Here is a 7,968-nt window from a genome sequence, read left to right as displayed (position 1 = left end):
GTGTTTGTGGCTTCGTCGAACACGGCATACGATTCTGCGACTTTTGAGGCTATATCTGTGAAGTAGCCAGTGGTGTAGTTCGCCATTTCCTTACCCACCTTATTTTCGTCGTAAGGTACGGCACCCACAAGGTTAGTGCACTCTGCAAACATATTCTCGTCTTCTTCACATGCTGTTGTCACGAATTTGTCGCTTGCATAGATGGTGGTGAGAGCTGGATCGGAGCAGAACATAAAACTCATATCCGTCACGTTCTTAGTGTCGAATTTTGCGATGTCAAGTGTAGTGATAGCCGAGCAGTTAAAGAACATGAAGCTCATGTCCGTCACGTTCTGTGTGTTGAAGTTTGAAACATCAAGTGTCGTGAGAGCACGACAGTCACTGAACATGCCGGTCATGTTCGTCACACTTTGTGTGTCGAAATTTGATAAGTTGAGTGTTGTGAGAGCGGAACAGCCACTGAACATGAGAGACATACTCGTCACGTTTTCTGTGTTTAGGTATTCAATGCCTTCTATGGTTGTAAGGTTCTTACAACCATAGAACCACAAGTGGCAATTTGTTGGACGTGCATTAGCAAATGAAGCATCGAAGACAACTTTCTTGATGATATTTGCATTCGATCCATCGTCATTGGATTTATACCAACCTGGGGCATTTTTGCCCTCATTCAGCGCAAACGCTCCAGCGGGTTTGTTGGTGTCGTGCTTGAATGTCAGCGTGTTTGTGGCTTCGTCGAACACGGCATACGACTCTGCCTCTTGGGCAAATGCATGGCTACCATAGATGGGCAGGCACATCAAGATTGCAAGTACCAGACGAGCAATCGGGTGTAAAAGTTTAGTTTTCATAATAGAACAGTTAAAAAAAAATATTAGTATTTGGTTGGAGGGTGTGCATTCTATGTTTATATGCACACCCTCCTCTTGAATATTTCAGGGGGCGTGGGTATGGCAGGATGCCATACCCTCCTAAGTTAGTTGCTTGGTGTGAAGCGCAGGGTGTATGTGTATGAGTTCCATGACGGAACCTCGTACTGCGAGAGGCAGCCGTCGCCACCGCAAGAGTTGTTGCCCAAGCCGCGCTGTGCGTAGTCGAAGTGGGCGTAGATCTGCGGGTCGCGAGTGAGGTCGTACCAGTGGAGCTGCGAGTTCCACATCGAGTCGCCCCATGTGCACCAGCGTGTCTCGTCGTAGTGGCCGAGCGAGAAGGCTGCCTGACCCTCTGTCTCGATGTTCAGGGTGAGCGGCTTGCCGAGTTCGCTGTTGTTGCGCAGCGTGAGCGAGCGCATATCCTGATGGTCACCATAGGTCTGTGGGTGGATCATCTCGTCGACCATGTCGTCTACCGTAGTCTGATAGCGGCCGAGCATTGAGCCGGTCTTGCGGTCGGCATAGTTAGACCACGGACCACGTGCGTAGTACTCTACGTCCTCGAAGCCTGCAGCGAACTGCATACCCAGACCCATGCGTGCCAATGAACCGCTTGGCGAGAAGGTTGTCTTCATGTCGACCACGCCGTCAGGATAGAATGTGTAGTCGATGGTGTACTGGCAGCCATCGGCTCTGCCCTGCACGGACAGTGTAGCGTTGTCGCCGCTCTTGGCGAGTGCACCGGTCACGCTGACGTTGGCAGAGTTGCTGAACGACGGGCGGAAGTTGCGGTCGTTGTCCACCTTGCGGTAGCTGTTGAAGTCGGGACCCTCGGCGATGAGTGCCTTGCCGTTGTATGTCCACGACTGCATCTTGCCGTTGTTGAACTTAATCTCGAACTCGCCGTCGGCTGTCTTGCCTTTGACGGTCTGACCCTCTATGGTGAGTGCCGAGTTGTTTTCCATGTCAGCCTTGTGAGCGGCGAGCGTCGGGCGTTTGCCAATCTCGAACTGCTGTTCTGCTACGGCGTAGCCCTGCTCTGCCCACAGCGTAGCCTCCTTCAGGCGCAGCGAGAGGTTGAGCAGATACTCAGCATCGTCAGTGACGCTTGTGGTGTACGGAATATCGATAGAAGCCTCTGTACCGGCAGCGATAGCCGGCATTTCAGCCTTACCCTCCTCGACGATGCGTCCGTCGCGCAGCACCTGATAGACGAGGTCGTACATCTCAAGGTCGACGAATGAGTTCTTGTTCTTCAGTGTCACCTTGCCGCCATCGAAGGCTGTGAACGCAGCGTTCTGATATACGCGCTTCACCTCGGTGAGCTTGCCCGTCCATGCGCGGTCGGGGGTGATGAGTCCGTTGTTTACGAAGTTGCCCTGGAAGCCTACGCCCACGCCACCGGTAGAGTTGTAGTCGTAGCCCGATACCCAGTAGTTGAAGCCGTTCTTGCTCTTGCGCTCGCCATTCACGAGGCGTGCAGGGTCGTAGAAACTCTGGTCAACCCAGTCCCAGATGCAGCCGCCGAGGATGCCGTTGCTTGCCTCGATAACGTCCCAGTACTCCTGCAGGTTGCCCACAGCCTGACCCATCGCGTGTGCATACTCGCAGATGAAGTAAGGTTTGCCTGAATAGCCGTTGCTGCTGTTCTTCACATTCTGCACTGTCGGGTACATTGAAGAGCCGAGGTCGGAGTAGCTCATGTTGCCCTCGTAGTGGATGAGGCGGTTGTCGAGCTGGCGAATCTTGCTGATGCTTGAAGAGAAGTTGCTTGCGCCGCCCGACTCGTTGCCCAGCGACCAGAAGATAACGCTCGGGTGGTTGCGGTCGCGCATCACCATGCGCACCTCGCGGTCGTCGATGGCTGTGCGCCATGTAGAGTTAGAGGCGAGGTTCTGGTTGAAGTGGCACTCCACGTTAGCCTCGTCCATGGTGTACAGACCGTAGGCATCGAACATGGCGTACATCTTCGGCTGGCGCGGATAGTGCGAGGTGCGCACCGTGTTCACGTTAGCCTGCTTCATCATCTCCACGTCGCGCAGCATAGTCTCCATGTCGATGGCGCGTCCGTATTCGGGGTGAGCGTCCTGAGTGTTCACACCCTTGAAGAACACGCGCTTGCCGTTGATGTACACGAGGTTGCCCTTCTGCTCAATGTTGCGGAAGCCGTACTTCGTAGAGAACACCATCTCGTCTGTGCCGTCGGCAGTCTGCTGCTTAACAACAACGCTGTAGAGATACGGGTCTTCGGCGCTCCAAGCGTGCAGACCGCTGAGCTGGCTGATTGTAGCGTTGATGGTCTTTGTGTCAGTGCCGCTGTATTCGGCAGTAGCCGAGCCTACGGTCTTGCCCTCATGGTCGAGCAGTTCAACGAGGAACTTCTTCGCAGCCTCCACGCCGTCTCGGTTGTCCACCTTCAGTGCCACCTTCAGCGTGCCGCTTGTAGCGTCCTCGCTGAGGTTGGGCGCAGTGATATAATGGTCGGCTACGAACACCTTCGGAGTTGCCACGAGATATACGTCGCGGTGAATGCCCGAGAGGTGCCACATGTCCTGACCTTCGAGATAAGAGCCGTCGCACCAGCGGTAGACGCGTACCGAAAGCTGGTTGTCGCCCACCTTGGCGAAGTCGGTGATGTCGAATTCGGCATCGGTGTTAGAGTCCTGCGAGTAGCCCACGTACTTGCCGTTCACCCATACCACGGCAGCACTGTACACGCCGTCGAAGTGGACGAAGAGACGTTTGCCATTCCACGATTCGGGCACGTTGAACGAGCGGCGGTAGAAGCCTATGGCGTTGTGATCCTCCACACCGTAGTAGGTGTAGCCCACGTTGGCGTTCGGCGGATTGTTCTGGAACGGATAGCCCACGTTGGTATATACCGGTTTGCCGTAGCCTGCCATCTCCCAAGAGAGCGGCACGCGGATGTTGTCCCAAGCAGAGTCGTCGTAGTCGGCAGCGAAGAACTCGCTTTCGCCAGGACCATTCTGTGTTCCGGGTACGAACTTGAACTTCCACTCGCCGTTGAGCAGCTGTGTCTCGGCGTTCTGCGGAGTGAGCCACGGCTCGTTGAACGCAGCGTCGCTCTTCATAGCCTCTACCGATGCGTAGGGAATGAACGTAGCGTGAGCATCCTCCTTCCAATCGCCCACCTTCTGCTGATTCTGAATCCACGAAGCATCGAACTTGCGCTCGGTGGGGTCTGTTGTTCCACCGCCGCCGGTTGAGCCGCCTTCTACGTCTTCGAGTGAGATTTCCTTGTACGTAGCCCACGAGCGTGTGTTGCCCTGCGTGCTGCCGTAGAGGATAGACGACATGGCGAGGATGTTGCTCACAGCAGAAGCGTCGCAACGCTGTACGCCGTTGATGTACAGACCGTCCGACTTCAGCTCGACAGTAAGCTCGCCAGAAATGTTTTTCAATACTTCATAATGAGTTCTGCTTCTTGGGTCGAAGCAGTCGAGTTCCAAATTATTATTGCTCTTTGTGTAGAACAGATGTATTACGTTTACGCCGCCCCATCCGTTTGCGCCCTGAAGGTCGTCGCCGATAGAGAGGATGTTCTCGTTCGCTTTCGAGTCGTCGCAGGTGCTGAGGTCGAGCACAGCCTTGAAACTCTGCTTCTGGAAGTTTATCGCCGTCTCGTAGCTGAACGACTTGCCGTTAGGCGTATAGTTGGTGAGTAGCGACTGGCGTGCCTGCACCGAGAGCGTGCCGCCTGCGAGGAGGCACACCAGCGAGAGCATGAGCACGAGGCGCTGTTTGATATTTGATAACATAATGTTTTTAGGTTTGTTGTAATATATAATAATGTATATGCTTACGGAGCGTTATTTCTTTAGCAATGTCTTCTTGCCGCCCACGATGTAGATGCCATCCTGCAGACCCTCGGTGTTGTCCGTAGAGCGTAACTGCTGACCACCGATGTTGTGTACACCGGTTGTGGTGTTGGTGGTTTGCTCTGTCTGTACATCATTGGTCTCTACGCTCTCGATAGCTGTCTCCGGTGTGCTCGGGTCAACGAAGAGCCACTGGGCTGTCTCGAACTCCTTGCCAGGCATCTGTGCGGTAGCCGACAGACGGTTGTAGATGGTGTTCTGATAGAGATACATCGATGCACTTGCTTCCGTGTTGCGGCTTGAGATGGCGTATGCGCCTTCCACCGGCTCGATGCGCCACTCGTTGAATGTGCCTCCGTAGGCAGAGGGGGTGCCCCATAATTCGGCTCCCCACATACTGTTGTCAGAACTGATGCGGTAGAAGCCGGGAGTAGTCGTGCCCTCAATCAGTTCGAGAGTCACCTTTACTTTCTCTCCTCCAAGCACCAAACGTCCGTTCTCGGTACCGAGGAACTGCTTTGCGCCTACGTTGTAGAGGTTGTATGTACCTCCAGCGGTAGGCTCCACGCCCTTGTTGTCTTCGGCTACTGCTGTTGTGCAAGTGCCGAGCAGAGCAAGGGCTGTAATTAAAAGTTTGTTCATAATTGGTTTGTTATTAGTATTTTGTTTTCTTTGTTTTTAAGTATAGTAGACTTAGTGCTTGCCGTGCTTTGCCATTGGCTCTGCCTTCTCTGTAGCAATCATTTTAGGTCCGCGTATGCGTTCGTTAGGCTTCACGCCGCTACGTATTTCGATGTTTATGCCGTCGGAGATGCCAGTCTGCACCTTGCGACGTTCGTATGTCTGCTTGTCGCCTTCGCCCTTTATGACGTACACATACGTGTCGTCGCCGTCGAACTCGATGGCACTCTCCTGAACAGCCAGCACGTTCTTCGCCTCTGCCAATACTATCTCCGCGTTGGCACTATAGCCCGAACGGATGTTTGTGGCGTTGGACGGAAGGTTTACGGCTGCCTTTATCTCAAACTGGTTGGCACCGTTCTGGTCGGTAGCCTTCGGGGCGATGTACTCCAATCGGGCATCGAACTTCAGATCCTGCAGCGCACCGATGGTGATCTTCATCGTCATGCCAGTAGACAGACGACCCACTTCCGTCTCGTCGATGTTACCACGGAAGATGAGGTCGTTCATGTTGGCAACGGTGGCGATGGTCGTTCCGTCGTTGAAGGTGTTGGCAAGAATCACCGAATTGCCCACCTTCACGGGGATGTCGAGTATCAAGCCGGTGATGGTGGAGCGGATGAGCGTTGACGAAGCCGAAGCGTTCGACTTCGATACGCCGTCGCGCACCACTTCGAGGTTGTCTTGAGCTGCGTCCACCTCTTCGCGAGCCTGGCGCAAAGCCTGCGCTATCTTGTCGTACTCGTCGGCAGCGACGAGTCCTTTGTCGAAGAGTGTCTTCTCGCGGTCGTAGTCGGTCTGCGCCTGCTTGCGGTTTATCTCGGCAAGACGCAGGCGCGACTGTGCTGCGCTGAGCGACCCCATGTCCGGGATTACCTTTACCTTGGCAATCACCTCGCCCTCCTGAACCGTCTCGCCAGCCTCTTTGAGTATCTCGGTGATGATGCCCGAGATCTGCGGCTTCACATTCACCTCGTTGCGCGGCTCAATCTTGCCAGTGACGACGGTGGTCTTGCGGATGTCCATTCGCTGCAGTGTAAACTCGTCGTAGACCTCCGGCTGAGGCTGCGACTTGATGTAAAGGAACACGAATGTTCCGATGAAGATCACGGCAACAAGTGCCATGAGGATGTATTTGAAGTATTTTTTCATAAGCAGGGTTGTTTAGGGTTGAGAACTAAGCCTTTATTTTATAAGCCGAACTAAGCCTTCTTAAGCCTTTTTAAGCCGAGGGGACTAAGGCTAACTAAGTCCTCCCCGACGGGGAGGGTTGGGAGGGGCTACTCATCTCTCATTGCGTCGACCGGTTTAATGCTCATGGCTCTCATGGCAGGGGCGAGTCCGGCGAGCACGCCGAGCAGCGATAGCACTGCCACGGCACCGACGGCTGTCCAGAAGCTAATCTGGAAGTGAGCCTTGATGATGCCGTCGGTGGTGTTTGCCATCTCAAGTGCCTGTAGTATGATGACTACGAAGAGGATGCCGCTCATGCCAGCTATGGAGGTGAGCAGTATGCTCTCAGAGATGATTTGCGAGAGAATGCTGCGTGGCGTAGCACCTATGGCGCGGCGTATGCCTATCTCCGTGGTTCGCTCGCGCACCGTCACCATCATGATGTTCGACACACCGATGGCTCCGGCGAGCAGCGTGCCTATGCCCACGAGCCAGATGAGGAGGTTGATGCCCCGGAACATGCTGTCGACCATCGAGAACATCATCTCGGTGTTGAATATCATCACGCCCTTGTCGTCCTTCGGACTCACGTCGTGTGCCTGCGCTATCACGCTGCGCACACGGTCGGTGATGTCGCTCATCTTCACGCCCGGCTTGCCCGTCATGCAGAGCAGGTCGATGCTATGGCCGCGGTTGTACACCTGCTGCACGAGTGTGATGGGCATTATCACAGCCTGCTCGTCGCTACCGTTGATGTTTATGTTGCCATCGCTATAGTTGACACCTACTACATTATAATATATAGAGTCGATGCGTATCACTTGTCCGCATGGGTCGCCGCCATTGGTGAAGAGTGATTTGTACACCTGCTTGCCGATGACGCACACCTTGCGTCCCTGGCTGATGTCCATCTCGTTGATGTAGCGTCCGTAGTACATCTTCGGGGCTGCCACCTCCTGCATGTCGGGCATCACGCCCTTCACGATGCACGTCGCGTGCTTGTCGCCGTGGGTGGCACTGGCTCCCCAGCGTGTTATGGTCGGTGTGACGACATCAAGTTCGGGCACGTGCGCCTTCAGTCGCTTCACGTCGTCGTAGTTCATTGTCCACTGGCGTCCCTTGCGAAATCCGTGGTGTGGAATGGTGGTCTGTTGCGCCCATGCTACAGCGGAGTTGGTGGCGAAGCCGTCGAGACTCTTGTTTATTATCTCCTTCATTCCGTCGCCACCCCCGATGAGTCCGACAAGCATGAACACGCCCCAAAACACGCCGAATCCGGTGAGGAAGGTGCGCGATTTATTGCGAGATAGCGTGTCGAGTATTTCACGCAGGCGGTCTGTGTCGAATCGTATCATTGTTTTCTCTTTTTTTTCTAAGCCGAACTAAGCCTTCTTAGGCCTTTC

At 54.4% G+C, this 7,968-nt stretch carries 5 protein-coding genes; all 5 read right to left on the bottom strand.

Annotated features, from left to right (window positions below; all coding sequences use genetic code 11):
- A partial coding sequence (locus HMPREF0673_RS14590; protein WP_007902196.1) for a BspA family leucine-rich repeat surface protein occupies window positions 1-851 on the bottom strand: 851 nt, incomplete at its 3' end.
- Window positions 852-976: 125 nt separating this feature from the next.
- Window positions 977-4,651 carry a glycoside hydrolase family 2 TIM barrel-domain containing protein gene (locus HMPREF0673_RS10740; RefSeq protein ID WP_007902195.1) on the bottom strand — a complete coding sequence of 1,225 codons (3,675 nt, stop codon included), beginning with the start codon at window positions 4,649-4,651 and terminating at the stop codon, window positions 977-979.
- 51 nt (window positions 4,652-4,702) lie between these two features.
- On the bottom strand, window positions 4,703-5,353 hold the full coding sequence (locus HMPREF0673_RS10735) for a hypothetical protein (protein ID WP_007902189.1): 651 nt from the start codon (window positions 5,351-5,353) through the stop codon (window positions 4,703-4,705).
- A gap of 51 nt (window positions 5,354-5,404) precedes the next feature.
- Entirely contained in the window at window positions 5,405-6,544 is a 1,140-nt protein-coding gene (locus HMPREF0673_RS10730; protein ID WP_007902186.1) for an efflux RND transporter periplasmic adaptor subunit, read from the bottom strand.
- Window positions 6,545-6,672: 128 nt separating this feature from the next.
- Window positions 6,673-7,917, bottom strand: coding sequence for an ABC transporter permease (locus HMPREF0673_RS10725; protein ID WP_040596860.1), 1,245 nt, complete (start codon window positions 7,915-7,917; stop codon window positions 6,673-6,675).
- Window positions 7,918-7,968: the final 51 nt, after the last annotated feature.

This window comes from Leyella stercorea DSM 18206 (assembly GCF_000235885.1).
Taxonomy (GTDB): Bacteria; Bacteroidota; Bacteroidia; order Bacteroidales; family Bacteroidaceae; genus Prevotella; species Prevotella stercorea.
The sequence above is the reverse complement of the archived record's forward strand: the minus strand, read 5'-3'. Positions and strand labels throughout refer to the sequence as shown.